This is a genomic window from Amycolatopsis thermoflava N1165, from assembly GCF_000473265.1.
Taxonomy (GTDB): Bacteria; Actinomycetota; Actinomycetes; order Mycobacteriales; family Pseudonocardiaceae; genus Amycolatopsis_E; species Amycolatopsis_E thermoflava.
Genome location: NZ_KI421511.1, coordinates 2,815,885 through 2,841,352, shown reverse-complemented (window position 1 = coordinate 2,841,352; position 25,468 = coordinate 2,815,885). Strand labels below are relative to the sequence as shown.

Sequence of the window (25,468 nt, the reverse complement as noted above, 5' to 3'; positions counted from 1 at the left end):
GCCTATCTGTGTATCGTTACACAATGCGAGCCGGAAGGACGAGCGTGGCGCTCTCGACGCTCAGCGCCGCGTGCTTCGTGTCCGTGACCTCGGAAAACCTGCCGGTCGCCCTGCTACCGCAGCTGGCGGCGGGGTTCGGCGTGCCCGGCTCTGCCGTCGGGCTGCTCATGACCGGCTACGCGGTGGTGGTCGCGGTGTCGGTCGTCCCGCTGGTCGCGCTGACGACCCGCTGGGACCGCCGCACGGCCGTGCTGGTCACGGTCGGGGCGATCGCGGTGTCGAACCTGTTGCTGGCGCTCGCGCCCGGGTACGCCGTCGCGGTGCTCGCCCGGGTGGTCGCGGCGGCCGGGCACGGGGTGTTCTGGTCGGTGGTCGCGCCGATGGCCGCCCGGCTGCTCGGGCCGGACCGGGCAGGCCGCGCCACCGCGGTGGTCTTCGCCGGGAACTCGCTGGCGTTCCTCTTCGGGCTGCCGCTGACCTCCTGGCTGGCGGGAACGATCGGCTGGCGGGCCACGGTCCTCGCGGTGGCCGCCGCGGCGGCGCTGTCGGCGGTGGTGATCCGCGCGACGGTCGAACCGATGCCTGCCGGGCCGCGGACGTCGCCGCGCGGGTCGCTGAACCGTGCCCTCCTGCCGGTCAACCTGACCACGCCGGTGGTGGTGACCGGGCACTTCGCCGTGTTCACCTACATCACCGCGATCATCGCGGAATCCGTTCACCTCACCGGCCCGGCGATCTCGGGCCTGCTGTTCGCGCACGGTGTGGCGGGCCTGCTCGGCCTGGTCCTGTTCGGCAGGCGGGTGGACAGCCACCCGCGCGGCACCGCGCTGCTCGTCACGGCCGGTCTCGCGGCGACCATGCTCCTGCTGCTGTGCGCCGGATCCGGGGTGGTCGCGGCCGCCGCGGTCGTGTTGTGGGCGGTGCCCGCCGGCGGTATCGGCGTGGTGCTGCAGGCCGCCGTGCTGCGCGTGGCGGACCGGCCGGACCTGGCGTCCGCGGTCTACATCGTCGCCTTCCAGGCCGGCATCGCCGGGGGCGCCGCGGTGGGCGGCGCCGCCCTCGACCACGGCGCCCTGCCCGCCGCGACGGCGCTGGCCGCGGGGTGCGGGCTCGCCGCCACCCTCGTCGTCCGCCGGACCGCCGCGTTCCGGCGAACGTGACGAGCCGTCAGCGCCTGCGGAAGACCGACCGCGGGAAGAGCCGCCCGCGCCAAGACATCGGCGCGTTGCGCTGCAGGCTGCGGCGCAGGCCCTCGAACGCCGCGGCGAAGTCGTCGCCGGTGGACTGGCTGGGGGAGTACCACGAGCGCTCCACCGCGCCGACCACCGTGCGCAGGTCGTTCTTCCCGGCGTCGTCCAGGTTGTGCTGCACGGCCACCTTCTGCGCCGCCGAGCGCACCGTGTCGCTCGCCGGGATCGGAATGCCACGGTCGGCGCACTCGTCCATCAGCTCCGCCCACGCCGCGTCCGCCGCGCCCGGCTGGTGGGACGTGATCGCGGCCAGGCGGCGGCGCCGGTGGATCTCCCGCAGCACCGCGGGGGCCAGCCCGGCCACCGCGACCAGCAGCAGCACCAGCGCCAGCACCCAGTGCACCAGCCACGCGGTGAGCACCACGGCGACCAGCCACGCCGCGGCCGCGGCCAGCGGCAGCCAGGACGCCGTCCGCCCGCGGAGCCTGCGGATCGCGACGAACGCGCCGACCGTCAGTGCCACCGCGATCAGCACCAGCACCAGCGCGATCCACCCGGTCCAGCCAGGCGCCGAGCCCGCGGGAGCGGCCTGCGTGCCGCCCGGGTTGGCGGCGCTGCCCTGGGTCTCGGGCGCCCCGGTCGGCGCGACCCGCGTGGTCGACACGCTCGGCACGTCCTGCTCCTCCGAGTCCGAGGACCCGCTGGAGGTGGTGCCGGACTGCAGGTAGGGCGGGACGTAGCCGCGGCCGTCGGAGCGCGGCGTCGGGTCGAAGCTGACCCAGCCCAGGTCGCCGAAGTACACCTCGACCCAGGCGTGCGCGTCCTGCGAGGTGATCATGCGCGAGTCGCCGTCGGCGTAGCCGGAGGTGAAACCCACCGCGACCCGGGACGGGATGTTCAGCACCCGCAGCATCACGGCCATCGCGGAGGCGAACTGCTCGCAGAAGCCGCGCTTGCCGTTCAGCAGGAAGTCGGCCAGCGCGTCGCTGTCGGTCGCGGCCGCTGTCTCGGTGTCGTAGGTGAACCCGTTCTCGGCGCTGAAGTACCGCCAGATCGCGCTCGCCCGGTCGAAGTCGGTGGTCGCGCCGGCCGACAGGTTGTGCGCGAGGCTGACCACGCGCGGGTCGACGCCGGTGATCTGGCTGTAGCTCGCCGGGATGTCGGCGCCGCGGGCGGTGGCCGACTCCAGCTGGTCCTTCGTCGGCTCGGCCAGCGACGCGGTCTCCACGTAGGCCGGGATCCGCTGCTTGCGCTCGCTGAACACGGCGCCGCTGGTCGGGTCGTAGTACCAGCCCTGGCCGACGCCCTGCAGGCCGCGCAGCTGCCCGTACACCGGCATCCACACGTCGACCCAGTTCAGCGGCTCGATCTGGATCTGGCGGGCCTCGCCCGCGCCGTCGTCGCCGGGCGCGGCGGGCAGCGGCTGGTTCGCCGGGAAACCGGCGGGCATGGGACCGTCCGGCAGGCTCCAGCCGCGGTTGGGCCGGTACGTGTCGAGCGTGAACGCGCGCAGGAGGCGCTTGTCGTTGCCGAGGCCGCGGACGCGGAACAGGTCCACCGTGCTGCCCTGGTCGAGCATGCCGCGCAGCGAGGTGAACGGGTTGACGCCCAGCCCGCCGGAGCCGGCGCCCGCGCCGCTGCGGCCGCTGCCGGGCAGGCGCCCGACGGTGCCGACGGCGGTGAGCGCGGTGCCCGCGACCAGGCCCAGCACCAGGGCGACCGCGACGACGGCCACCGGCGCGGACGCGGCGGCAGGGGCGTTGCCGAGGCCGGGGGCGTCGCGGTTGCGCCAGCGGCGGTGGCGGTGGTTGCCGTCGACGGCGAGCAGGCCCGCGAAGGCCGCCGCGCCGAGCAGGAACGTCCACCACGGGAGCATGTCGTCGGCCAGCGAGGCGGGCACCGCGTAGACGCACAGCAGCACCAGGCCGGTGGCGGCGGGCGCGGAGGCGGCGACCGCGAGGGTGTCGACGAGCACCGCGACCAGGCCGATCGCGATGGTCACCAGGCAGAGGATCGGCGGGGTCGACTCGACCGGCGGCAGGCCTGTGCGGATCTGCTCGAACGCCGCGGTGAGCACGCCGTTGATCTCGCCGAACGCGGCGGGGCCCGGGATGACGCCGAGGATGCCGCTGCTGGTGAACACGCCGGTGATCAGCAGCAACAGCACGACGAGCTGGGCCAGCCCGACGACGGCGGTCGGGGTGCGGATGGCCCGCAGCGCGAGCCCGGTGGCGGCGACGAGCACGACGGCGACCGTGACGTACCCGAGCCAGCCCACCCCGCCGACGACGCCGGTCAGCGAGGTGGAGGCGCACAGGGTGGCCACCCCGGCGGCGATCGGCGCGAGGACGGAGCCCCGCCACTGCGGGGGCGGCTCGACGACGCGCTGCGTGGGCCGGTGCAGCTCCGGCTGCCCCGGCGGCGGGGCGTCGGGCTGCTGATCGGGCCGCGGCGGGCGGCCGGTCAGGGTGGTCACAGCGTTCCCCCGAAGATGCGGTGTGCTGGAGCGGAGCGCTCCGGCCGTGCGGAAGCAGGCGCCCGGCGCGCCGGACGGAGAACTCGCGCGCTTGGGCGTGGGATTCGCGGCGCTGGGTGTGGGATTCGCGCGCGGAGGGCGCTCGCAGGGCACCTCCGATCAAGGAGTCCCGCCCGGCGGGCCGAACGGGGAACTCGCGCGTTTGAGCGCAGAACTCGCGCACCTGAGTGTGGGATTCGCGGCGCTGGGTGTGGGATTCGCGCGGGCAGGGTGCTCACAGCGCACCTCCGACCGAGAAGTCCCGCCCGGCGGGCCGAACGGGGAACTCGCGCGTTTGAGCGCAGAACTCGCGCACCTGAGTGTGGGATTCGCGGCGCTGGGTGTGGGATTCGCGCGGGCAGGGTGCTCACAGCGCACCTCCGACCGAGAAGTCCCGCCCGGCGGGCCGAACGGAGAACTCGCGCGTTTGAGCGCAGAACCGCGGCGCTGAGCGTGGGACTCGCGCGCGGAGGGCGCTCACAGCGCACCTCCGATCAGCGAGCCTCGCCCGGCGGCCGTGCGGCACAGGTCGGCCCACACCTGCGGCATCGAGGTGTTCGGGCCGGCCACCACGACTCCCCAGCCCGCCGCGCGCAGCAGTGCCGCCGATTCCTCCGTCGCCGCCGCGCGGTGCTCGGGCGCGCTCACCCCGCCGGACCACGCCGGGGTGTCCAGCAGGACCGCCAGGCTCCGGATGCCACGCGGCCGGAACCGCGCCAGCTCGGTCACCGCCTGGTTCGACACGGTCCCCAGGATCGCGATCAGCTCCTGCCCCTCGGCCGGGTCGTGGCCTGTCGTCAGGTCGCGCTGGTGCGCCGGCTGCAGCGCGGCGAGCGCGTCGAGCAGGACGTTGTCGTAGCCCTCGCCGCCGTCGCCGGGCACGTCCGCCAGCGGTTTGCCGTGCTCGGTGACCAGGCGGACCCGGTGCCCGGCCCGCCGCACGTGCAGGCACACGCTCGCGGCGAACGAGATCGCCCACTCCAGGCTCGCGGCCGGGCCGGTGCCGTGGTGCGCGGCGGCCCGGTGGTCCAGCAGGACGGTGGTCCCGCCGCGCCACGGCCGCTCCTCGACCCGCACCATGATCTCGTCGCGCCGGGCGGTGGAGCGCCAGTGCACCTTGCGCAGGTCGTCGCCCTGGCGGTACTGCCGCACCACCACGTCGGTCTCGCCCTGGCCGGCGCGCAGCCGCACGCTGCCGTCGTCGCCCGCGCCGATCCCGGCGCCGCTGGGCAGCCCCCACAGGGACACCACCTTCGGCACCACGACCAGCCGCGAGTGCGCGATCAGCTCGCGGTCGAACTCGCACAGGCCGAACGGGTCGGTCAGCGTCGCGCGCAGCGGGCCGACCTGCTGGATCCCGCGCATCATCGGCTGGATCGGGTAGCGCAGCGCGATGACCCGCCCGTGCGGCAGCCGCTCCACGACGAACCGCGGCCGCGAACCCAGCGCGTAGGGCACGCCGTCCTCGAGCAGCACCTCACCGGCCGGCAGCTTGCCGTCGCGCCACAGCGCCAGCTCCACCTCGCCGGCCGAACCGGCCGAGACCCGCTCGGGCAGCAGCTGCGGGACGCGCCGATGCGCACCCGCGACGCCGCGATGAACAGGGCGACCAGCAGCGGCAGCGCGATCACGAACACGGCGACCCGCAACAGGTCCCGCTCGTTGAGCACCACCGCGCACACCGCGGCCGCCACGCCGGCGGCGAGCAGGCACCGCCCCCGCGTGGTCAGCCCGGACAGCGACCGGAACACGGCCGTCTACCGGCGGCCGGCGGTCTGCGGGTGACCGCCCTGGGGCACCGGGACCCGGTGCAGCACCGCGCGGACCACGTCGGTGGCGGAGCGGCGGGCCGCGTGCGCCTCCGTGGTCAGCACCAGCCGGTGCGCGAGCACCGGGACGGCGACCGCGTGCAGGTCGTCCGGGACGACGAAGTCGCGGCCGGACAACGCGGCCTGGGCGCGCGCCGAGCGGACCAGCTGCAGCGTGGCCCGCGGCGACGCGCCGAGCCGGATCTCCGGCACCTGCCGCGTGGCGGCCACCAGGTCGACGGCGTACTTGCGTACGTCCGGCGCGATGTGCACCCCGCGGACCTGCTGGATGAGGCGGTGCAGGGTGGCCGCGTCGGACACCGGCTGCAGGTCGGCCAGCGGGTCGTGACCGGAGTGCTCGTCGACCATGGCCAGCTCGGCCTGCTGGTCCGGGTAGCCGATCGACACGCGCGCGGTGAACCGGTCGCGCTGCGCCTCGGGCAGGGCGTAGGTGCCCTCCATCTCGATCGGGTTCTGGGTGGCGATCACCATGAAGGGGTCGTCCAGGCGGTAGGTCGTGGTGTCGACCGTGACCTGCTTCTCCTCCATGCACTCCAGCAGCGCCGACTGGGTCTTCGGCGACGCGCGGTTGATCTCGTCGCCCACCACGATGTTGGCGAACACCGGGCCGGGCCGGAACTCGAAACCGCCGGTCTGCCGGTTGTAGATGGACACCCCGGTGACGTCGCTGGGCAGCAGGTCGGGCGTGAACTGGATGCGGCTGACCGTGCAGTCGATCGACCGGGCGAGCGCCTTGGCCAGCGAGGTCTTGCCGACGCCCGGCACGTCCTCGACCAGGAGGTGGCCCTCGGCCAGAAGCGTCACCAGCGCGACGCGCACCACCTCGGGCTTGCCGACGAGCACCCGCTCGACGTTGGCCGCGATCCGGCGCATGGTCTCGTGCAGCTCACCGTGCCCGTTGTGGCTGATGGGCAGGCCGTGCGCGGGGCTCGCGCCGCCGGGGTGGTACGGCGCTTGCCCGGGCGCCTGCTCGCCGGTGTACTCCCCGGGCGATGCAGGCTGTGTCCTCGACGTCACTCGACCTCCTGGTGCCGAAGCCCTTTTTCAAAACCGGAACACGGGTGCGGCCCGCCTGAACCGCGCCGCGGCGCGGAAGGATCTCACAGCCGGGGACGGAGGTGACGCCCGCGGTCGCCCGCCCCGGCACCCAGCCTGGCATCCAGTGTGTCAAACCCCGGCCAAGTCGGTCCAAGAACCCTGAAATCGATTCGGGCGCTATGCTGCGTTCCGGAACCGGTCGGCTACCGAGAGGTGCGAACAGAACCGATGACCGACACGCGCGGCGGCCTGAACGTGAACGCGGGGGCGTTCGCGGTCTCGCCCGAGCTGGCGGCCGGGGCCTACCAGCAGATCAGCCAGCTGCAGGACGTCGTCGGCGAAATGGTGCGCGAGGCCAGGGTGCTGGGCCGCACCGTGCCGCTGGGCGGCGGGTACGCCGGCGAGGTCGGCGAGTTCATGGCCCGCTACGGCCTGGGCGGTCCCGGTTCGGCCGCCGACTCGCTGATCCGGTTCGGCCAGGAGCTGGAGACGCTCAAGACGAACATCCGCCGCGCGCTGCAGCGGTACTCGGACAGCGACGACGACGCCGCCGAGGGCGTCGACTGCAGCGGTGGCTGAGCGGATGCGCGGTGTGGTGGTCGTGCTCGCCGGGGCCGGGCTGCTGCTCGCCGCGTGCGGGCAGCCGGCTTCGCAGCCCGCGGCGCCGCCGTCGTCCGCGTCCGTGCCTTCGTCGCCGAGCGCGCCGCCGTCGCCGCCCGGGCTGGCCGGGTTGAAACCGTGCGAGCTGCTGTCCGCGACCGACCGCTCCACCGCCGGGCTGACCTCGCTGGGCGAGGAGAAGACGATCGGCGCGGACCGGGCCTGCGACTGGACCGAGCCCGGCACGTTCGGCGTCACCGTCACGCTCGCCGAGAACGCCCCGCTGAACTCGCTGGAGATCGACAAGGGCACCGGCAAGCGCGTGACCGTCGGGGCGCACAAGGGTTTCCGGGTGTCCGACCGCAGCGCCGGGGACGGCACCTGCGCGGTCCTGCTCGGCGTGGGCCAGGAGGCCAGCGTGCAGGTGGACGTGACCAACACGGGCTTCGAGGACACCCCGCTCGCGTGCGAGCGGGCCGACACCGTGGCCCGGCTGATCGAGCCGAAACTGCCCTGAGGGAGCCAGCGTGAACCAGGTGCCCGAGCCGGCGCGGCGGTACGAGTCCTACAGCCACGAGGCGATGGCCGCCGAGGTCGCCGACGGCAACGACCCGGCCACGGCGGGCCGGATCGGCGAGCAGTGGGCGGGGCTGGCCGCGCGGCTGCGCGAGTCGGCGCAGGCGCTGGGCGCGATCTCGGCGCGGGCGGGCGAGGCGTTCGACGGGCCCGCCGGGGAGGCGCTGCGCCGGACCCTGGCCAAGGCCGAGAGCTGGTCCGGGCACGCCACCGAGCTGTCGCTGTGCCTGTCCGACGCGGTCGGGCGCCAGGCCGGGATAGCGGCGCGGGCGCGGGACGAGATGCCGCCGCCGGTGCCCTACGACCCGGCGGCCATGATCCGGGAGGCCGCGGCGAGCGGGAGTTTCGCGGCGCTCGCCGGGCTGTCGGACGCGATGGAGCAGCGGCGGGCGGCCGCCGAGGAGGCGCGCCAGAAGGCCATCGACGTCCTCAACGCCCGCGACGCCGCGCTGCGCGAGTCGGTGCCGGGCCGGTTCTTCGACGAGCCACCGGAGCTGGGGGAGCGGTGATCCGGGTCTCGGCGTCCGCGTTCGACATCCTGTGGCACGACCTCGGGCACGGCCGGGTGCCGTCGCCGCTGGAGGTCCGCAGCGTCGGCGTGACCGAGGCGGAGCGCGCCGAGATCCGCCGCGCGGTGCACGCGAACCTGGCCGAGCGGGGATTGCTGGAGGGCGGCCGGCTGGACGCCGCGCTGGAGTCGCGGCTGGCGACGCTGGCGTCCGCGGAGGTCTACGTCGAGTGCGAGGCGCTGCCCGAGCTGGACGCGGAGGCGCCGTTCCGGGCGGTGGCCGCGGCAGGCGCCAGGCGGGGGGTGCTGGCGGCGCAGCCGAGCCGGACGATCGGGCTGTCCGGGATCCGCGACACGGAGATCTTCACGGCGGTCGTCGACCTGCTGCCTCCGCTGGAGCCCGGGCCCGGCTACGGGGTCAGCCTGCCGGCCGACGCCCTCGCCGGGGAGGGCGGTTCGCGTGCCGCCGCACGCCAGTTGGCGGAGGTGCGGGCGATCCAGTCGCGGCCGGTGCTCGGGGCGGGCCAGTTCACGGTGCGGGCGCGCGCGGGTGGACGGCCGCGGCGGGTCGGCGGGGTGAGCTGGTTCCGCACCGATCAGGGGGCCTACCTGGGCACGGTGGAACCGGGCCGCGGGGGAGCCGCCTGGGTGAACGTGGTGCCCACCGACTCGGCCCGGCTCGCCGCCCGGCTGGCCGACCTGGTCGGCTGAGGCCGGTCGCGGCACCGGCTGCGCGGGCAGCACCCGCTGCGCTTGCCAACCGGGTGGCAGCGGGAAACCCGCGGGGCGAATCCGACCGCGCCCCCACCGCGTCCCCACCTCGCTCCACCACCCTCCCCACTTCCTCCCACCACGGCCCCCACTTCCTCCCACCGTCCGCCCCACCGGGCCCCACGACGGCCCGAAAACGCCCGCGACCGGACCCATGAGCTAACCGGCCCGGGGGAGGGGCGCCGGCGCCCCCCACCTTCTCCCCACTTCGCCCCCCACGCGTTGACCTGCGAAAACGCTGAAACGTTCGCCCGGTCGGGCCTCTCCGTGGCGTTGACTGTGGGGAAAAGTGGGGTACGGTGGTGCCCAGTGGGGCGGAAGGGAGGCCCCAGGGGCCGCATCCGGTGGAGCACCGGGGGCGGTGGGGAGGTGAGTGCCGGTGTTCCTCGGCACCCACACCCCCAAGCTGGACGACAAGGGGCGGCTCACGCTGCCCGCGAAGTTCCGCGACGCGCTGGCAGGTGGGCTGATGGTCACCAAGGGGCAAGATCACTGCCTCTTCGTCTTCCCGCGCGCGGAGTTCGAGCAGCTGGCCCGCAAGGTCGCGGAGGCGCCCTTCACGAACGAGGCGGTGCGGGCCTACCAGCGGTACCTGTTCGCGGGCACCGACGAGCAGCGTCCGGACGGCCAGGGGCGCATCGCGATCGCGCCCGAGCTGCGGCGCTACGCCGGGCTCAACAAGGAGTGCGTGGTCATCGGGGCGATCACGCGCTTGGAGATCTGGGACGCCCAGCGCTGGGAGTCCTACCTGGAGGAACACGAGGACAGCTACGCGCAGGCCCAGGAAGAGGTCCTGCCGGGGGTCTTCTAGTGACCCGCGCCGTCGGGGGGCGCGGGTGGCGAAACGCAAGTGGGGGCGGGATCCGGCGACGGATGTCGTGAGGCCTCTGTCCGCTCAGCGGCCCTGGTGCACCTTCCCCGGCACCAGGTCCGCAGCGGGCGGGCGGGGACCTGACGGCATCCGGACGACGGTGTAAGGGGGTGGGAGAAGTGGCAGCCGAGGCCGCGCACGTGCCGGTCATGACCGGGCGCGTGCTGGAGCTGTTCGCTCCCGCGCTGGAAGGCCGCCCGGCCGTGGTGGTCGACGCGACCACCGGGCTCGGCGGGCACTCCGAGGCGCTGCTCACCGCTTTCCCGCAGCTGAAGCTCATCGGCCTGGACCGGGATCCGCACGCGCTGGAACGCTCCGGCGCGCGGCTGGCGAAGTTCGGCGACCGGGTCGAGCTGGTGCACGCGGTCTACGACACCCTGCCGGACGTCCTCGCCCGGCTGGGACTGTCCCGTGTGGACGGCGTGATGTTCGACCTCGGCGTGTCCTCCATGCAGCTGGACGAGGAGGAGCGCGGGTTCGCCTACGCCCGCGACGCCCCGCTGGACATGCGGATGGACCCCACGACCGGGCAGACCGCGGCGGATGTCCTCAACACCTACGAGCCCGGCGAGCTGGTCCGGATCCTGCGCGAGTACGGCGAGGAGCGGTTCGCCCAGCGCATCGTCAAGGCGATCGTCGCGGAGCGGGCGCGGCAGCCGTTCGACCGCAGCGAGCGGCTGGTGCGGCTGCTCTACGACGCGGTGCCGGCGGCGAGCCGCCGCACCGGCGGGCACCCGGCCAAGCGCACGTTCCAGGCGCTGCGCATCGAGGTCAACGGCGAGCTGGAGGTGCTGCGACGGGCGATCCCCGCGGCGCTGTCCGCGCTGGCCGTCGGCGGCCGGATCGTCGTCGAGTCCTACCACTCGCTGGAGGACCGCATCGTCAAGCAGGCCTTCGCGGAGCTCGCGAAGTCGCGGACCCCGCCGGGCCTGCCCGTCGAACTCCCCGGCCACGGGCCGGAACTGAAGCTGATCACGCGCGGCGCCGAGAAGGCGAGCGAGGAAGAGATCGAACAGAACCCGAGGGCGGCGTCCGTGCGGCTGCGGGTGGCGGAACGGATCAAGGAGGCGGACGCATGACAGCGCCTACGCGGACACGCAGGCAGGCCGGTGCCGAGCCGCGACGGCGCCCGCGCCGTTCGGACACCCCCGCCGAGGAAGGCCTGGGCACACCGCTACCGGCCAAGCGCCGCCCCCGGCGGCAGCCGGCCCAGCGCACCACCGCCGCCGAGCGCGCCTACGCCCGGCGGGCGCAGCGCGCCGAGGGCCTCAAGCGCACCGCGCCCGAGCCGCAGCGCGAGAAGACCCGGCTCAAGCTGCGGGTGCCGCGGTCGCGCGCCACGTTCGTGCTGCTGGTGATGGTGCTGCTCGCCGCCGGTGTGGTGGTCACGCTGCTGCTGTCCACGCAGGCGATCGCCGACTCCTACCGGCTGGAGCAGCTGCGTGACGACAACGCCGCGCTGGCCGAGCGGGTCGAGCAGCTGCAGCAGGACGTCAGCGGCGCGGAGTCGCCGTCGTCGCTGGCCGAGCGGGCCAAGGCGCTGGGCATGGTGCCCGCGGAGGACCCCGCGCACCTGGTGCTGAACCCGGACGGGTCGGTGACCGTGGTCGGCGAGCCGAAGAAGGCCGAGGGCGCCCCGGTCGCCCAGGAGCAGACCGCGCCGGTGGTGCCGCAGGGCACCCCGGTGGGCGGCCGCCCGATCGAGGGTGACGTGCCGCAGGGCGACAGCCAGGTCGTCCAGCCGCAGGACCAGGCGCAGGTGCCGCCTGCCGGCGGGCAGACGCAGGCGCCGGGACAGCAGACCACGGGAGGGCAGTGATGGCCCGTCCGGGACGCCGCAGCTACGGCGCCCGCATGCGCCAGGTGGCCGGCCAGCCCAACGCCGCCACCGGCAAGGGGCGCTACGTCGGCGTGCGCATCGCGCTCGTCGCCGTGCTCGTCCTGGCCGGTCTCAAGCTCGTGCAGGTGCAGGGCTTCCAGGCCGCGGCCCTGTCCGCCAAGGCGGAGAGCCAGCGCAGCACCACCATCCCGATCCCGGCCAAGCGCGGGTCCATTGTGGACCGCAACAACGTCAAGCTGGCGTTCACCGTGGAAACCCGCGCGCTGTCGGTGAACCTGCGCGCGATGCGCAAGGCGTGGGACGAGGTCGCGGCGAAGAACCCGGCGGGGGGCCAGAACTACGAGACACGCGCGGCGGACGCGGCGAGGTTCATCGCCGCGAAGCTGCCCGGCCGGGTCACCGAGGCCGAGCTGCTCGCCGACTTCCGCAAGACCACGTCGTTCACCTACCTGGTCGACGGGGTCGAGCCGTCGATCGCCGAGGAGATCACCAAGGCCTTCCCGGAGATCGGCGCGGAGGTGCGTGCGGCCCGCGAATACCCGGGCGACACGCTGGCCTCGAACGTCGTCGGGCTGGCCAACTGGCGGATGGACGACCCCGACGTGTCCAAGCACAGCCTGCAGGGCCTGGCGGGGCTGGAGTACACGCTCAACGCCGACCTGGCGGGCCAGCCGGGCCGTTACGTCGCGGACACCAAGCAGGGCAACGACAACGTCATCATCCCCGGCACCGAGCGGGACGTGCAGCCGGCGACCCCGGGCAACGACGTCGTGCTCACGCTCGACTCGGACACGCAGTACTTCCTGCAGAACGCACTGGCCGACTACGTGCGGCAGTCGCACGCCAAGGGCGCCAGCGCGGTCGTGATGGACGCGAAGACCGGCGAGATCTACGCGATCGCCGACGACGCGACGTTCGACCCGTACGACAACAAGACCTACACGCAGTCGCTGATGGACCTGCAGGCCGTGTCCACGCCGTTCGAGCCGGGCTCGGTGAACAAGATCGTGACCGCCACCGCGGCGATCGACCAGGGCCTGGTGACGCCCGAGTCGGTGCTGCAGGTGCCCGGCTCGCTGAAGGTCGCCGACCACACCGTGCACGACGCGTGGGTGCACGGCACGCAGAACTTCTCGGTCACCGGCATCTTCGCCAAGTCGTCGAACGTCGGGACGCTGCTGCTGGCCCAGCAGCTCGGCCCGGACAAGTACCTGGACTACCTCAAGCGCTTCGGCATCGGGCAGAGCGCGGGCCTGGGCCTGTCCGGGGAGAGCCGCGGGTTCGTGCCGCCGCGCAACACCTGGACCGGCACCACGTTCGGCAACCTGCCGATCGGGCAGGGCCTGTCGATGACCGTGGTGCAGATGACGGCGATGTACCAGGCGATCGCGAACAACGGCCTGCGGGTGCAGCCGAGCATCGTCAAGCAGGAGATCCGCCCGGACGGCACCGTGGTGCCGAAGGCGGCGCCGGAGACGACGCAGGTGGTCAGCCCGGAGACCGCGACGACCGTGCGGAACATGATGCGCGCGGTCACCCAGACCGGGCGGAACGGCAACAGCGGGACGGCGCCGACGGCCGCGCTGGAGGGCTACCAGATCTCCGGCAAGACCGGCACCGGCCAGCAGGTCAACCCGGCCACCGGGGCGTACAGCGACACCCTCTACAACATCACCTTCGCCGGGATCCTGCCCGCGGACAACCCGCGGTTCGTCGTGGGCATCCGCCTGGACGCGCCGGACACCACGCTGCCCGCGGGCCACTCGGCGGCGCCGCTGTTCCACGACATCGCCTCGTACCTGACGCAGCGGTTCCAGATCCCGCTGTCCGACGGCACGGCGCCGTACGTGCCGCTCGTGCTGCCCTGAGGTCCGCCCATCAGCGGTGGAGCCGCCCCGCCACCACCCTCGCCCGGCGAGGCGTCGTGGGGATTCCCGTCGCTGTCCAATCGAGACACACGGCCTAGGAGTACCGGCCCGCAAGCGGGGAATCCCGGCTCGGTAACCTTCCGTGCTGTGTCGGTGGAAGCGTCTGGAAGCAGCACCATGTCGCAGGAAGCGAAGGGGCGGGTACCGGACAGCCCGGTGAAGGCGGCGGTGGCGCCGCCACGGCCGACCCGCATCGAGCCGGTCCCGCTCACCACGCTCGTCGCGCGCGCGGACGCGCGCCTGGTCGGCGAGCCGCACTGGCCGGGCGACACGGTCGTCACGGGGGCCACCCTGCGGGCCCAGCACGTCCTGCCCGGCGACCTGTTCGCCGCGCTGCCCGGCGCGCGGGCGCACGGGGCGGACTTCGCCGCGGAGGCCATCGCGGCCGGGGCGGCGGCGGTGCTCACCGACGAGGCGGGCGCGGACCGGCCGGCGCTGCGCGAGGCGGGCGTCCCGGTGCTGGTGCACCCGGACCCGCGCGGGGTGCTCGGCTCGATGGCCGCCTGGATCTACGGCGAGCCGTCGCTGGAGCTGGCCGTCCTCGGCATCACCGGCACGTCGGGCAAGACCACCACGACCTACCTGGTGGAGTCGGGCCTGCGCGCCGCCGGGCACGTGACCGGCCTGATCGGCACCATCGAGACCCGCATCGCCGGGGAGCGGCTGGCCAGCGCGTTCACCACGCCCGAGGCGCCGGACCTGCAGGCGCTGCTCGCGGTGATGGTCGAGCAGGGCGTCACGCACGTGCCGATGGAGGTGTCCAGCCACGCGCTCGCGCTGGGCCGCGTCAACGGCACCCGCTTCGCGGTCGGCGCGTTCACCAACCTCTCCCAGGACCACCTGGACTTCCACCGCGACATGGAGGAGTACTTCGCCGCCAAGTCGCTGCTGTTCGACGGCCGCTCCACCACCGAGGTGGTGTGCATCGACACCGCGTGGGGCCAGGCGCTGGTCACGCCGCACACGATCACCGTGACCACCGAGCCGGGGGTGGACGCCAGCTGGACCGCCACCGACTTCGCCACCACGCCGACCGGTGAGCAGAGCTTCACGCTGCACTCGCCTGCCGGCCGCACCGCGCGCGCCACGCTGCCGCTGCCGGGCACGTTCAACATCGCCAACGCGCTGCTGGCCGCGGCGATCCTGGAGACCTGCGGCGTGACGCTGGAGGAGACGGTCACCGGCCTGGCGCACGTGGAGGTCCCCGGCCGGATGGAGCGGGTGTACCTGGGCCAGGACTTCACAGCCGTCGTCGACTACGCGCACAAGCCGGCCGCGGTGGCGCAGGCGCTGGACGCCCTGCGCGCCCGCACCGAGGGCCGGATCATCACCGTCCTCGGCTGCGGTGGCGACCGGGACACCGCGAAGCGCCCGATGATGGGCGAGGCCGCCGCGAAGCGCAGCGAGGTCCTCATCGTCACCGACGACAACCCGCGGTCGGAGGACCCGGCCGCGATCCGCGCCGCGATGCTGACCGGGGCCCGCGCGGCCGGTCACGACGCGGGCGAGGTGCTGGAGATCGGCGACCGGCGCGAGGCGATCGTCAAGGCCGTCGAGCTGGCCGGGGCCGGGGACGTCGTGCTGATCGCGGGGAAGGGCCACGAGACCGGCCAGGAGGCCGCGGGCGTCGTGCACCCCTTCTCCGACCGCGACGAGCTGGCGGCGGCGATCCGGCGCCGGCTCGAAGAGAACCAGGAGACCCGTTGATCCCGCTGACCCTGGAGCAGATCGCCGCCGTCACCGGCGGGCGGCTGCACCGCACCGACGGACGCGAGACGGTCACCGGCAGCGTCGAGTTCGACTCGCGCCGCCTCACCCCGGGCGGGCTGTTCGTCGCCCTGCCCGGCGAGAAGGTCGACGGGCACGCCTTCGCCGCCAAGGCGGTCGAGAGCGGCGCCGCCGGTGTGCTGGCCGCGCGCGAGGTCGACGCCCCCGCGGTGATCGTGCCGCCGCTGCCACCCGGCCAGGCGCACGAGCGCGCGCTGGCGCTGACCGGCGACAAGGACGGCTCCGGCGCCGCCGTGCTGGCCGCGCTGGCCAAGCTCGCCCGGCACGTGGTGATCGAGCTTTCCCGCGGCGGCCTCACCGTCGTCGGGGTCACCGGCTCCTCCGGCAAGACCTCCACCAAGGACCTCATCGCGCAGCTGCTGGAGCCGATGGGCGAGACGGTCGCGCCGCCCGGATCGTTCAACAACGAGCTGGGCCACCCGTGGACCGCCCTGCGCGCCGACGAGCGCACCCGCCACCTGGTGCTGGAGATGTCCGCCCGCGGGCCCGGCCACATCGCGCACCTCGCGGAGGTCGCCCCGCCGCGCATCGGCGCGGTGCTCAACGTGGGCAGCGCACACGTCGGCGAGTTCGGCTCGCGCGAGGCCATCGCCAAGACCAAGGGCGAGCTGGTCGAGGCCCTGCCGTCGGCGGAGGAGGGCGGGGTCGCGGTCCTCAACCTGGACGATCCGCTGGTCGCGGCGATGGCGAGCCGCACGACGGCCCGCGTCGTCGGCGTCGGCGAGCACCCGGACGCGCAGGTGCGCGCCGAGGACATCACCCTCGACGAGCAGGCCCGCGCCTCCTTCCGGCTCATCACCCCCGCCGGGGAGGCGCCCGTGACGCTGTCGCTGTACGGCGAGCACCACGTCGGCAACGCGCTCACGGCCGCCGCGATCGCGCTCGAACTGGGCGCGACCGTCGAGGAGGTCGCGCAGCGCCTGTCGGCCGCCCAGCGCCGCTCCGCGCGCCGCATGGAGGTCACCACCAGGGCCGACGGCGTCGTAGTCATGAACGACTCCTACAACGCCAACCCGGAGTCGATGCGCGCCGCGCTCAAGACACTGGCCTCGGCCAGCCGCGGCAAGCGGTCTTGGGCGGTCCTCGGTGTGATGGGCGAACTCGGTGCCGATAGCGTGTCCGCGCACGACGAGATCGGCCGCCTCGCGGTCCGGCTCAACATCAGCAGGCTCGTGGTGGTCGGAGACGAGGCCGCCGCGATGCACCAGGGCGCCAGCCACGAAGGTTCGTGGGGTGAGGAGTCCGTGCTGGTGCCCGACGCCGCCGCCGCGATCGACCTCCTGCGCGAGCAGCTGGAACCCGGTGACGTCGTGCTCGTGAAGGCTTCGAAGGTCGCCGAGCTCTGGCTCGTCGCTGACGCACTGCTCAAGGAAGGTGTTGCGTGATCAGCATTCTGATCGCGGCCGCGATCGGTCTCCTGGTCTCCATCCTGCTCACGCCCTACCTCATCCGGGTGTTCTCCCGGCAGGGCTTCGGCCAGGAGATCCGCGAGGAGGGCCCGCAGGGCCACAAGTCCAAGCGCGGCACGCCCACGATGGGCGGGGTCGCGATCATCATCGCGATGGTGGTCGGCTACTTCGCCGCGCACCTGATGAACTGGATCGGCTCCGGCAGCTCCGCGAACGACGGCCCGTCCGCGTCCGGCCTGCTGGTGCTGTTCCTCGCGGTCGGCCTCGGCGTGGTGGGGTTCCTCGACGACTTCATCAAGATCCGCAAGCAGCGCAACCTGGGGCTGAACAAGACCGCGAAGCTGGTCGGCCAGCTCGTGGTCGCGGTCGCCTTCGGCATCCTGGCGCTGCAGTTCGCCGACCGCTACGGCCTCACCCCGGCCTCGCGGAACCTCAGCTACGTGCGTGACCTCGCGCTGATCACCTTCCCCGCGGTGATCTTCGTGATCTTCTGCTACGTGGTCATCTCCGGCTGGTCGAACGCGGTGAACTTCACCGACGGCCTGGACGGCCTGGCCGGCGGCACCTCGGCGATGGTGCTCGCCACCTACGTGGTGATCGCGTTCTGGCAGGCCCGCCTGTCCTGCGTGGTGACCCCGCAGGCCGCCTGCTACGACGTGCGCGACCCGCTGGACCTGGCCGTGGTCGCGGCCGCCGCGGCCGGCGCCTGCGTCGGCTTCCTGTGGTGGAACGCCGCGCCCGCGAAGATCTTCATGGGGGACACCGGTTCGCTGGCGCTGGGCGGCCTGGTCGCGGGCCTGTCCATCACCACCCGCACCGAGCTGCTCGCCATCGTCATCGGCGGCCTGTTCATGGTCGAGATGATCTCGGTGGTGCTGCAGATCGCGGTGTTCCGCACGACGCGCCGCCGCCTGTTCCGGATGGCCCCGTTCCACCACCACTTCGAGCTGGCGGGCTGGGCCGAAACGACGGTGATCATCCGGTTCTGGCTGCTCGCGGCCATCTGCTGCATGTTCGGCCTCGGCCTGTTCTACTCCGAACAGCTGGGCGCGGGAGGCTAGAGATGGTCCGAAGCGGCCTGCGAAGCGGTGCGGGTGGCGGAACCTCAGACGCCCCCTCGCTCCGGGATCGCCTCCTCATGAATGCCAATTCACCACGTCGGCGCTGTCCTCGCGAGGAGACGCCCGCCCGTCTCCCACCACCACCCTCAACCGACGCGCTCCGCGCGGCTGAGCCCGCTCAGAACCCGCGGCGGTGCGGGTTGACGGCCCACTCCGAGCGGCTCCGCCGCGCAGAAAGCGAGTGATGGTGTTCGCCGGACGCAACGTGCTCGTCGCCGGCGCCGGGGTCACCGGCAGGTCGGCCGTGCGGGCCCTGACCGAGCGCGGCGCCCGGGTCACGGTCACCGACGGCAACGCCGAGCGGCTGGCCGAGCTGGACGGCCTTGGCGCCGAACTGGCCCCGGGCCTCACCGAACCGCCCGCGGGCACCGACCTGGTGGTCACCAGCCCCGGCTGGCGGCCGACCGCGCCGCTGCTGGTCGCCTCGGCCGCCGCCGGCATCGAGGTGATCGGCGACGTCGAGCTGGCCTGGCGCGCCTCCCGCGACCTGCCGAACCCGGCCACCTGGCTCGCGGTCACCGGCACCAACGGCAAGACCACCACGGTCGGCATGCTGGAGTCGATGCTGCGCGCCGGCGGGGTGCACGCGCTGGCCTGCGGCAACATCGGCCTGCCGGTGCTGGACGCGGTGTTCGAGGGGTACGAGGTGCTGGCGGTGGAGCTGTCGAGCTTCCAGCTGCATTGGTCCTCGACGCTGGCGCCGCACGCGTCAGTGGTGCTCAACCTCGCCGAGGACCACCTGGACTGGCACGGCACGATGGAGTCCTACGCCGCCGCGAAGGGCACCATCCACGCCCACTCGAACGTCGTCGTGCACAACTCCGACGACCCGTGGTCGGTGCGGCTGGCCGGCGAGTACGCCCCCGCCGGGGCGAAGCGCGTCGGGTTCCGCCTGGACACCCCGCGGCCGGGTGAGCTGGGCCTGGTCGAGGACCTGCTGATCGACCGCGCCTACGGCCCGGACCCGCAGCACTCCGCCGACGAGCTGATCTCCGCGAGCGAGGTCCGCCCCGCCGGCCCGCACAACCTCGCCAACGCCCTCGCCGCGGCCGCGCTGGCCCGCGCGTACGGCATCGACCCCGCTGGGGTCGCCAAGGGCCTGCGCGAGTTCCAGCCGGGCGCGCACCGCGCCGTCGAGGTGGGCGAGTTCGGCGGGGTCCGCTACGTCAACGACTCCAAGGCCACCAACCCGCACGCCGCGGCCGGGTCGCTGCTCGCGCACTCCAGCGTGGTGTGGATCGCGGGCGGGCAGCTCAAGGGCGCCGCGGTCGACGAGCTGGTCGAGGTGGTCGCCGGGCGGCTGCGCGGGGTGGTGCTGATGGGCACCGACGCCCCGGTGATCGCCGCCGCTCTCGCGCGACACGCGCCGGATGTCCCCGTCCACCGGGTCGCCTCGGGTGACGATGGGGCCATGAACGAGGCGGTCTCGGTGGCCAGCGACCTGGCCCGGCCCGGTGACGTGGTGCTGCTGGCGCCCGCCGGGGCGTCCCTGGACATGTTCCGCAACTACGCCCATCGGGGTGACGCCTTCGCCGACGCGGTCCTGGCCCGTGCGACGGGGTCTGCCGATGACGGTCGTTGAGGACAAGGAGCAGGACAGCGCGCCGCGCAGACGGGACCGGGGGGACCGGCAGAGCCCGGCGCGCGCCACGTTCACCGCGCTGACCGCGTGGCTGTCGCGTCCGCTGGCCGACTTCCACCTGGTGCTGGCGCTGACCGGCCTGCTGACGTCGATCGGCATCGTGATGGTGCTGTCGGCGTCCTCGGTCGCCTCGGTCGACCCGGACACCGGCTCCGGCGTGTACGCGCTGTTCAAGAAGCACCTGATCTTCGTGCTCACCGGGTCGGTCGTGTTCTGGGTGGCGCTGCGGATGCCGCTGAAGCGGACCCGCGCGCTGTCCTCCATGGCCGTGGTGGTGTGCCTGGCGATGCTGGCGCTGGTGCTGACGCCGCTCGGTTCGGCGGGCGGCGGCGCCCAGCGGTGGTTCGTGGTGGGCGGCTTCTCGGTGCAGCCGGTCGAGTTCACCAAGGTCGCCTTCGCGCTGTGGGGCGCGCACGTGCTGGTCACCAAGTACCACGTGCTGCACCAGTGGCGGCACCTGATGGTGCCGGTCGTGCCGGTCGCGCTGCTGATGTTCGCGCTGGTCATGGCGCAGCCCAACCTGTCCGGCACGATCACGCTCGGCGTGGTGCTGCTGTCGCTGCTGTGGTTCGCCGGCGCGCCCAAGCGGCTGTTCGCGGTGATCCTGGCAGGCGGCGTCGCCGGTGCGGTGGTGCTGGCGCTGACCGCGTCCTACCGCATGTCGCGGGTCATGTCGTTCCTCTCGCCCGGCTCGGACACCAGCGGCGCCGCCTACCAGGCCACGCAGGCCAAGTACGCGCTCGCCGACGGCGGCCTGTTCGGCAAGGGCCTCGGGCAGGGGCCGTCGAAGTGGTCCTACCTGCCCAACGTGCAGAACGACTTCATCTTCGCGGTGATCGGCGAGGAACTCGGGTTCATCGGCTGCATCGTGGTCATCGGCCTGTTCGTCGGGCTCGCCATCGTGGGCCTGCGCATCGCCATGCGTAACCTGGACCCGTGGATCCGGATCACCGCCGGCACGCTGACGGTGTTCACGGTGTCGCAGGCCGGGATCAACATCGGCTACGTGGTCGGGCTGCTGCCCGTCACCGGCGTGACGCTGCCGCTGATCTCGGCGGGCGGCACGTCCATCTGGGTCACCATGTTCCTGATGGGCCTGCTGGCCAACGCTGCCCGGCACGAGCCGGAGTCGGTCGCGGCGCTGCGGTCGCAGGGTCCGGGCAAGTTCGGCCGTCTCCTGCGCCTGCCCGCCCCCGAGGTCTACCGGCCGCCGGCGCGGCGGCGGGGCAGCGGCCGTCCGGCACCCCGCGGTGACCGGCCCTCGGGCCGCGGGGCACGATCGGCGCAGGCGCCCGAGCGCCGGCGGTCGACGCCGGCCAGACGGGGAAGTTCAGTGCGGAGAGGGACGTAGGAGCAAGTGAGCAAGGCGGTTACCGGCGTGGCTCCCACCGTGGTGGTGGCGGGCGGCGGCACGGCCGGACACATCGAACCCGCGCTGGCGCTGGCCGACGCCGTGCGGCGGCTGCGGCCGGACGCCACGGTGGTCGCACTCGGCACGTCCCGCGGGCTGGAGAACAAGCTCGTCCCGGCGCGCGGCTACCCGCTGGAGCTGATCCCGCCGGTGCCGCTGCCGCGCAAGCCGACCACCGATCTGCTGCGGCTGCCGCTGAAGATCCGGGACTCGGTGAAGCAGACGCGCGAGGTGCTGGACCGGGTCGGCGCGGACGTCGTGGTCGGGTTCGGCGGTTACGTGTCGCTGCCGGCGTACTTCGCCGCGCGCGGCCGGGTGCCGATCGTGGTGCACGAGGCCAACCAGTCGCCGGGCCTGGCCAACCGGGTCGGCGCGCGCTTCGCGAAGCGGGTCGCGGTCGCGGTGCCGGGCACGCCGCTGCCGGGCGCGGAGGTGGTGGGCATCCCGCTGCGGCGGTCGATCACCTCGCTGGACCGGGCGGCGCTGCGGGCGGAGGCCCGCGCGCACTTCGGGCTCGACCCGGACGCGCCGACGCTGCTGGTGTTCGGCGGTTCGCAGGGCGCCCAGTCGATCAACAACGCGGTGTCCGGCGCGGCCAAGGAGCTGGCCGAGGCCGGGATCGGCGTGCTGCACGCGCACGGGCCGAAGAACAGCCTGGTCGTGCAGGAGTTCCCGGGCCGCCCGCCGTACGTGCCGGTGCCCTACCTGGAGCGGATGGACCTGGCCTACGCCGCCGCCGACGTGGTGCTGTGCCGGTCCGGCGCGATGACCGCGGCCGAGGTGTCCGCGGTCGGGCTGCCCGCGGTGTTCGTGCCGCTGCCGCACGGCAATGGCGAGCAGGCGATCAACGCCAGGCCCGCGGTGGACGCCGGCGCGGCGCTGCTGGTGCCCGACGCCGACCTGACCCCGGCGAAGGTGGCCGAGCTGGTCGTCCCGCTGGTCACCGACGCTGCCCGGGTCGCTCGGATGGGGTCGGCGGCGGTCGGGCTCGGCCACCGCGAGGCCGACGAGGTGCTGGCGCGGATCGTCCTGGAGGTGTGCGGAAAGTGAGCGACGTTCCCGCCGAGCTGAGCCGGGCCCACCTGATCGGGATCGGCGGCGCCGGCATGAGCGGCATCGCGCGGATCCTGCTGGCGCGCGGCGCCCGCGTGTCCGGCTCGGACGCCAAGGACTCTCGCGCGTTCCTGACGCTGCGCGCGCAGGGCGCCGAGATCGGCATCGGGCAGCGCCCGGAGAACCTGGACGCGCTGCCCGGCGGCCCGTCCGCGGTGGTGGTGTCGACCGCGATCAAGGAGAGCAACCCGGAGCTGGTGGCCGCCCGCGAGCGCGGCATCCCGGTGCTGCACCGGGCCCAGGCGCTGGCGCTGCTGATGGCCGGGCACCGGGTCGCCTGCATCGCGGGCACGCACGGCAAGACCTCGACCACGTCGATGCTCACGGTGGCGTTGCAGCACTGCCGGCTGGACCCGTCGTTCGCGATCGGCGGCGACCTCAACGAGTCCGGCGCGAACGCCCACCACGGCGAGGGCGGCCTGTTCGTCGCCGAGGCGGACGAGAGCGACGGGTCGTTCCTGAGCTACTCGCCGTCGGTCGCGGTCGTGACCAACGTCGAGCCGGACCACCTGGACCACCACGGCACCGCCGAGGCCTACACCGCCGTCTTCACGCAGTTCACGCGCCGGATCGAGCCGGGCGGCCTGCTGATCGTGTGCGCCGACGACGAGGCCGCCAACGCGCTGGGCGACCACGCGGCGGCCGCGGGCGTCCGGGTGCGCCGCTACGGCCGGTCGGTGACGGACCCGGGCGACGCGAAGGTGCTGGACTACCGGCCCGCCGACGGCGGCGGGATCATCCGGATCGCGCTGGACGGCCGGGAGACCGACGTGCGGGTCGCGGTGCCGGGTGAGCACATGGCCTTCAACGCCGTGGCCGCGCTGCTGGCCGGGCTGGAGCTGGGCGCGCCGCTGGACGGGCTGGCCGAGGGGCTGGCCGCGTTCGGCGGAGTGCGGCGGCGGTTCGAGTTCAAGGGCCGCGCCGGGGACGTGCGGGTCTATGACGACTACGCCCACCACCCCACGGAGGTCGCCGCGCAGCTGCGCGCGGTGCGGCACGCGGCCGGGAACGGCCGCGTGGTCGTGGTGTTCCAGCCGCACCTGTACTCGCGCACGAAGCTGTTCGCCGCGGAGTTCGCCGAGGCGCTGGGGCTGGCCGACGAGGTCGTGCTGCTGGACGTCTACGGCGCGCGGGAAGAGCCGGAGCCGGGCGTCAGCGGCGCGCTGATCGCGGAGCAGATCACCGGCGCCGGGGTGCACTACGAGCCCGCGTTCGACCGGGCCGTGGCGCTGGCCGCGGACCTGGTCAAGCCCGGCGACCTGCTGGTCACCATGGGCGCGGGCGACGTGACGCAGCTGGGGCCGGAGATCCTGGCGGAGCTGGACCGGCGGGCCGGGGGCTAGGTGGCGACGCGAGCGCGGAGCGAGGAGCGCAGCAGGCCGTCCACGCGGCGGTCGTCGTCGGCGGTGCGCAGCCGCCGGGGACGGCGCCCGCTGACGGCTCGGCGGCGCACCGGCACGGGCGTCTCGCGGCGCCGCGCGCTGCGGCGCCGCTGGGTGGCGCTGCTGACCGTGCTGACGGTCGCCGGCCTGACGTACGTCGTGTTGTTCACGTCGCTGCTGGGTGTGCGGTCGGTGGAGGTGCACGGCGCGAACAGCGTGCCGGGGGACCAGATCCTGGCGGCCGCCGCGGTGCCCGACCTGAAGCCGATGCTGTTGCTGGACACCGACGAGATCGCCGCGCGCGTGACGGCGATCCCCGGGGTGGCCACTGTGGACGTCTCCAGGTCGTGGCCGTCCACTGTGGACATCACGGTGACGGAGCGGACGCCGATCGGCTTCACCGCCGCGGCCGACGGGTTCCACTTGGTCGATTCCGGCGGTCTGGACTACAAGACGGTGCAGAACAAGCCGGAGGGCCTGCCGGAGGTGCAGGTGGCGGCGGTGGCCCCGGACGACCCGGTGACGCGCTCGGTGGTGGCGGTGCTCGCGACGGTGCCGGCGCCGCTGAAGGGGCAGATCACGGTCGTGCGGGCCAAGACCCCGGGCGGCGTGGAGTTCACGCTGGCCGGCGGCAAGACGGTCCGCTGGGGGAACGCGGAGAAGGCGGACCGCAAGGCGCAGGTGCTGAACGTGCTGCTGACCCGCGAGGGGCAGGTCTACGACGTCGCGAGCCCCGAGCTGCCGACCGTCTCCTGAGGACGGACTCGCGGTCGCACATCGTCGAGGATGTGCGACCGCGGGGCCACTGCCTTTCGCGGGCTCAGTCGAGCGCCGCGTCCAGCGTGATCGTCGTGCCGGCCAGCGCCTTCGACACCGGGCAGGTCTGCTCGGCCGTCTTCGCCAGCTCGGCGAACTTCGCCGCGTCCACGCCGGGCACGCTGGCGCGCAGGGTGATCGCGATGCCGCTGATCTCGAAGCCGCCGCCCGCGGCGGGGCCGAGCGTGACCTCGGCGCTCACGTCGATGGACTCGGCGCGCAGGTTCTGCGACTCCAGCACGCCGGACAGGTTCATCGCGAGGCACGACGAGTGCGCGGCGGCGATGAGCTCCTCCGGGCTGGTCTGGCCCTCCGGGTTGCCCGCGCGGGTCGGGAACGACACGTCGAACTGGCCTGCGTTCGACGAGTCGAGCGTGACGTGGCCCTCGCCGTTCTGCAGGCCGCCTTCCCAGTGGGTGGTGGCGTCGCGACTGGGCATGGTGTTCCCCTTCCGTCGGGTGAAGATCCTTCCACCAACGAACATAGCGGGCAATTCAATTGTGCGCAACACATCCACTGTGGAAAGCTGGCGGTCGTGATCAGAACCGAGCCGGCCTTCGACGGCGGCGAGCGCGAGCAACTGGGCGCCTTCCTGGACTTCCTGCGCGAGGCCGTCGTGCTCAAGTGCGCGGGCCTGACCGACGAGCAGGCCCGCCGCAGCCTCGTGCCGAGCGAGCTGACCACGATCGCCGGCCTGGTGGGCCACCTGACCTATGTGGAGCACCACTGGTTCGAGGTGGTCCTCGCCGGCCGTCCCAGCCGGTGGGAGGAGAAGCTGGCCGCCGATCGCGACGCGGACTTCCGTGAGGCGCTCACGATCCCGCTCGCGGACCTGGTGGCGGCATACCGCGCGCAGTGCGCGGTCAGCCGCGAGATCGCCGCCGGGCTGGCGCCGGAGACCCTCGTGTCCTTCCGGGACGGCTCGATCAACCTGCGCTACGTGCTGATCCACATGGTGGAGGAGACCGGGCGGCACGCCGGGCACCTGGACCTGCTGCGTGAGCTGACCGACGGCGGGACCGGCGAATGACGCGTCCGGCGCGGTGATTTTGCAACGCCACGGCCGACACGCGGCGTGGCTACTGGATTCCGCTTCGCCGGATCCCTACCTTCGGCGGAC

21 protein-coding genes and 1 pseudogene are annotated in these 25,468 nt (G+C 73.7%); 18 read left to right on the top strand and 4 right to left on the bottom strand.

Annotated features, from left to right (window positions below; translation table 11 throughout):
- Window positions 1-23 precede the first annotated feature (23 nt).
- The gene (locus AMYTH_RS0114235; protein ID WP_037322534.1) at window positions 24-1,160 is read left to right on the top strand and encodes an MFS transporter; all 1,137 of its coding nucleotides are present in this window, start codon (window positions 24-26) and stop codon (window positions 1,158-1,160) included.
- Between the two features lie 7 nt (window positions 1,161-1,167).
- Here the strand turns inward: AMYTH_RS0114235 and AMYTH_RS0114230 are convergent, their stop codons facing one another.
- From AMYTH_RS0114230 to AMYTH_RS0114220, 3 genes and pseudogenes are all read right to left on the bottom strand, one after another.
- Entirely contained in the window at window positions 1,168-3,666 is a 2,499-nt protein-coding gene (locus tag AMYTH_RS0114230) for a transglutaminase TgpA family protein (protein WP_027930889.1), read from the bottom strand.
- 516 nt (window positions 3,667-4,182) lie between these two features.
- Window positions 4,183-5,456, bottom strand: a pseudogene (locus AMYTH_RS44805) (DUF58 domain-containing protein).
- Between the two features lie 6 nt (window positions 5,457-5,462).
- Window positions 5,463-6,551, bottom strand: coding sequence for an AAA family ATPase (locus AMYTH_RS0114220; RefSeq protein ID WP_017981825.1), 1,089 nt, complete (start codon window positions 6,549-6,551; stop codon window positions 5,463-5,465).
- A gap of 249 nt (window positions 6,552-6,800) precedes the next feature.
- Between AMYTH_RS0114220 and AMYTH_RS0114215 the strand changes: the two genes are divergently transcribed.
- The 16 genes from AMYTH_RS0114215 to AMYTH_RS0114140 all read left to right on the top strand — a co-directional run bounded on the left by AMYTH_RS0114215 (window position 6,801) and on the right by AMYTH_RS0114140 (window position 24,288).
- Window positions 6,801-7,151, top strand: coding sequence for a hypothetical protein (locus tag AMYTH_RS0114215; protein ID WP_020423131.1), 351 nt, complete (start codon window positions 6,801-6,803; stop codon window positions 7,149-7,151).
- Window positions 7,152-7,155: 4 nt separating this feature from the next.
- Window positions 7,156-7,689 carry a DUF3558 family protein gene (locus AMYTH_RS0114210; protein WP_027930888.1) on the top strand — a complete coding sequence of 178 codons (534 nt, stop codon included), beginning with the start codon at window positions 7,156-7,158 and terminating at the stop codon, window positions 7,687-7,689.
- 10 nt (window positions 7,690-7,699) lie between these two features.
- On the top strand, window positions 7,700-8,257 hold the full coding sequence (locus AMYTH_RS0114205) for a hypothetical protein (RefSeq protein ID WP_027930887.1): 558 nt from the start codon (window positions 7,700-7,702) through the stop codon (window positions 8,255-8,257).
- Window positions 8,254-8,967, top strand: coding sequence for an ESX secretion-associated protein EspG (locus AMYTH_RS0114200; RefSeq protein ID WP_027930886.1), 714 nt, complete (start codon window positions 8,254-8,256; stop codon window positions 8,965-8,967). The genes AMYTH_RS0114205 and AMYTH_RS0114200 overlap by 4 nt, the downstream gene beginning before the upstream one ends.
- A 439-nt stretch (window positions 8,968-9,406) precedes the next feature.
- A complete protein-coding gene (mraZ, locus tag AMYTH_RS0114195) occupies window positions 9,407-9,838 on the top strand; it encodes a division/cell wall cluster transcriptional repressor MraZ (RefSeq protein WP_026153053.1) in 432 nt (143 codons plus the stop codon).
- A gap of 179 nt (window positions 9,839-10,017) precedes the next feature.
- Window positions 10,018-10,977: a 16S rRNA (cytosine(1402)-N(4))-methyltransferase RsmH gene (rsmH, locus tag AMYTH_RS0114190; RefSeq protein WP_027930885.1), complete on the top strand. Its 960-nt coding sequence runs from the start codon at window positions 10,018-10,020 to the stop codon at window positions 10,975-10,977.
- Window positions 10,974-11,717: a hypothetical protein gene (locus tag AMYTH_RS0114185; protein ID WP_027930884.1), complete on the top strand. Its 744-nt coding sequence runs from the start codon at window positions 10,974-10,976 to the stop codon at window positions 11,715-11,717. Before rsmH ends, AMYTH_RS0114185 begins: the two co-directional genes overlap by 4 nt.
- The gene (locus tag AMYTH_RS0114180; RefSeq protein ID WP_051362668.1) at window positions 11,717-13,606 is read left to right on the top strand and encodes a peptidoglycan D,D-transpeptidase FtsI family protein; all 1,890 of its coding nucleotides are present in this window, start codon (window positions 11,717-11,719) and stop codon (window positions 13,604-13,606) included. The genes AMYTH_RS0114185 and AMYTH_RS0114180 overlap by 1 nt, the downstream gene beginning before the upstream one ends.
- Before the next feature lie 177 nt (window positions 13,607-13,783).
- Window positions 13,784-15,373, top strand: coding sequence for a UDP-N-acetylmuramoyl-L-alanyl-D-glutamate--2,6-diaminopimelate ligase (locus AMYTH_RS0114175; RefSeq protein ID WP_037322533.1), 1,590 nt, complete (start codon window positions 13,784-13,786; stop codon window positions 15,371-15,373).
- Window positions 15,370-16,839: a UDP-N-acetylmuramoyl-tripeptide--D-alanyl-D-alanine ligase gene (locus AMYTH_RS0114170; RefSeq protein WP_027930881.1), complete on the top strand. Its 1,470-nt coding sequence runs from the start codon at window positions 15,370-15,372 to the stop codon at window positions 16,837-16,839. Before AMYTH_RS0114175 ends, AMYTH_RS0114170 begins: the two co-directional genes overlap by 4 nt.
- Window positions 16,836-17,924, top strand: a complete 1,089-nt coding sequence (mraY, locus tag AMYTH_RS0114165; RefSeq protein WP_017981836.1) for a phospho-N-acetylmuramoyl-pentapeptide-transferase — start codon at window positions 16,836-16,838, stop codon at window positions 17,922-17,924. Before AMYTH_RS0114170 ends, mraY begins: the two co-directional genes overlap by 4 nt.
- 244 nt (window positions 17,925-18,168) lie before the next feature.
- Window positions 18,169-19,566 (top strand): UDP-N-acetylmuramoyl-L-alanine--D-glutamate ligase, encoded by a 1,398-nt coding sequence (gene murD, locus AMYTH_RS0114160; RefSeq protein ID WP_027930880.1) that lies wholly within the window; start codon window positions 18,169-18,171, stop codon window positions 19,564-19,566.
- A complete protein-coding gene (ftsW, locus tag AMYTH_RS0114155; RefSeq protein ID WP_027930879.1) occupies window positions 19,553-20,977 on the top strand; it encodes a putative lipid II flippase FtsW in 1,425 nt (474 codons plus the stop codon). Before murD ends, ftsW begins: the two co-directional genes overlap by 14 nt.
- Window positions 20,978-20,983: 6 nt before the next feature.
- Window positions 20,984-22,087 (top strand): undecaprenyldiphospho-muramoylpentapeptide beta-N-acetylglucosaminyltransferase, encoded by a 1,104-nt coding sequence (gene murG, locus AMYTH_RS0114150; protein WP_027930878.1) that lies wholly within the window; start codon window positions 20,984-20,986, stop codon window positions 22,085-22,087.
- Window positions 22,084-23,493, top strand: coding sequence for a UDP-N-acetylmuramate--L-alanine ligase (gene murC / locus AMYTH_RS0114145; protein WP_027930877.1), 1,410 nt, complete (start codon window positions 22,084-22,086; stop codon window positions 23,491-23,493). Before murG ends, murC begins: the two co-directional genes overlap by 4 nt.
- Window positions 23,494-24,288: a cell division protein FtsQ/DivIB gene (locus AMYTH_RS0114140; RefSeq protein ID WP_027930876.1), complete on the top strand. Its 795-nt coding sequence runs from the start codon at window positions 23,494-23,496 to the stop codon at window positions 24,286-24,288. It begins immediately after the preceding gene.
- A gap of 64 nt (window positions 24,289-24,352) precedes the next feature.
- Here the strand turns inward: AMYTH_RS0114140 and AMYTH_RS0114135 are convergent, their stop codons facing one another.
- Entirely contained in the window at window positions 24,353-24,787 is a 435-nt protein-coding gene (locus AMYTH_RS0114135; protein ID WP_027930875.1) for an OsmC family peroxiredoxin, read from the bottom strand.
- A gap of 96 nt (window positions 24,788-24,883) precedes the next feature.
- On the opposite strand from AMYTH_RS0114135, the gene AMYTH_RS0114130 reads away from it, so the two are divergent.
- Window positions 24,884-25,378 (top strand): DinB family protein, encoded by a 495-nt coding sequence (locus tag AMYTH_RS0114130; RefSeq protein WP_027930874.1) that lies wholly within the window; start codon window positions 24,884-24,886, stop codon window positions 25,376-25,378.
- The last annotated feature ends 90 nt before the right edge of the window (window positions 25,379-25,468 follow it).